This window comes from Microbacterium sp. P2_F9, from assembly GCF_056403635.1.
In genome coordinates this window covers 1-1916 of the sequence record NZ_JBFUFC010000356.1, presented here as the reverse complement: position 1 = coordinate 1916, position 1916 = coordinate 1, and the positions used below count along the sequence as shown (strand labels likewise).

General features: G+C 71.3%; 1 protein-coding gene and 1 pseudogene. One reads left to right on the top strand and one right to left on the bottom strand.

From position 1 onward, the window contains the following. A pseudogene (locus AC1DVT_RS19930) lies at positions 1-1184 on the bottom strand (S9 family peptidase); the annotation flags it as partial. Between the two features lie 212 nt (positions 1185-1396). Here AC1DVT_RS19930 and AC1DVT_RS19925 point away from each other — a divergent pair. Next, positions 1397-1916: methylenetetrahydrofolate reductase (locus AC1DVT_RS19925; protein WP_477391093.1), on the top strand; the 520-nt coding region annotated here is incomplete at its 3' end.

Genomic DNA, 1916 nt, shown 5'->3' with positions numbered 1-1916 from the left:
GCGCTGACGTGCGGGTTGCGCGGAGCGTAGTCGAAGGCGTGCACGCGGCCGTGCGGCCCGTCGTAGACCACCGCACGGGGCTGCGGCATCCATTCCGGTCCTGCCGGCGGTGCGCCCCCGGCGACGCGGTCCGCTTCGGCGGGCCGGTCGACGTCCACCAGCCAGAGGGCCGCGGGGGCTTCGTGCGAGGCTCCGGTGAGGAGAACCCGCGTGCCCGACACATCCTCGATGGTGACCCCCGCGCACACATCGAGCGCGAGTGGGCTCACCACACCGGTCGCCGGGTCGATCACGACGATCTCGTCGCGGCCGTYGGTGCGGATCGCCACGATGCGTCCGTCATCCAGCCGGCCGTACCACCGGGCGCCCAGCACCCACAGCGGCCCACCGGTGTCGGCATCCGCGGGTGCGAGATCCTCGTGGTCAAGCCCGGCATCCAGGCGCATGCGCCAGAGGTTCCACCGGCCGGTCGAGTCGTCGGCGTAGAGCAGGTCGTCGTCGTCCAGCCACACCGGCTGCAGCGGCGCGGAGTCCCCGCCCGCCACCGTGGCCCACTCGACGACGATGCCGTCTTCGAGGCGGCCGATGCGCAGCTCGGTGCGATCCCACGGCATGTCGGGGTGGTTCCAGGCCACCCAGGCGAGATGCCGTCCGCCCGGAGACAGGGCGGGCTGGGCGAGGAAATCGGAATCCGCGGTCAGCTCGATCAAGTCCCACATCCGATCGGTGGTGATCTCGACGATCGCACGGCGTATCTCGGATGCCTCGGTCTGGTGCTCCCGGATGGCCAGCAGCCGCCCGGCCTGCCAGGTGAGGCCGCCATATGCGGCACCCTCGGCGGGGGGAGTGAGTGCCCGGGGCTGGCCGCCGGCGGTGAGCTCCCACACGCGCTGGTCGGTCTTCTCGACGAAGTAGAGCGTCCCGTCGGGGGCGGTCGTCCACGCGCCGCCGCCGTACTCGTGCACACGCGAGCTCGCGTTCCAGGGTGACGGGAGCACCGTCTCGACCGTGCCATCCCCGGTGCGCCGCTTGATCGCGGTGCGCCCGCCCTCTTCGGGAATCCCMTCGCCCCACCACAGCTCATCGCCGACGAACCGGGCTCCTTCGAGCCGCGGGGAGGCCGCAGCGACCTCGGGTGCAGTGATCGGGGAACTCCACGTCCCGTACGGCTGAACGCGCTCCATGGCCCAACGCTACGCCGAAACAGTGCGTCACACTGATCGACGCGGGTGGGTGGCCTCGCATATCGTTGTCGAATCGTCGTCCGATGCCCTCACGGGTGCGGACTGGAGCGACAGCCGAGCCCGGCACCCGCCCGCGAACATGCCGTGCCCCGACAGTCGGGCGCGGTCCGCGGCCGTCCGGCCACACTGTCCCTCCGACCTGAGAGCACCCGATGGCTGACGACCCGACCGCCCCTGCGGGCGCGGTGCCGTTCTCGTTCGAGCTGTATCCGCCGCGCTCAGACGCGTCGATCCCGGCGCTCCATGAGACGATCCGCCTGCTGGCAGCCGAAGAACCCCGGTTCATCTCCGTCACGTACGGCGCGGGTGGGTCGAGTGGCGGCCGCTCCCTCGAGCTGGTCCGGTACATCCACGAGCGCACCTCCGTGCCGGCGCTGGCGCACCTGACGTGCGTCGGGACGTCCTACGAGGGCGCCACTCGGCTCATCAGGGAGTTTCTGGATGCCGGGATCACGAACTTCCTCGCCCTTCGGGGTGATCCGCCCGCCGGCGCCGTCGAGGGCGAAGAGTTCCTGGGCGATCTCGAGAGCGCCGCGCAGCTCGTCCAGCTGATCCAGCGCGTGCACGCCGAGCAGGCGCCGTACACGGAGGCCCTCCTTCCCGGGGTGCCGGGTGCTGCGCGCGTGGAGCGTCGCTGCAAGATCAATGTCTCCGTGGCGGCCTTCCCCAACG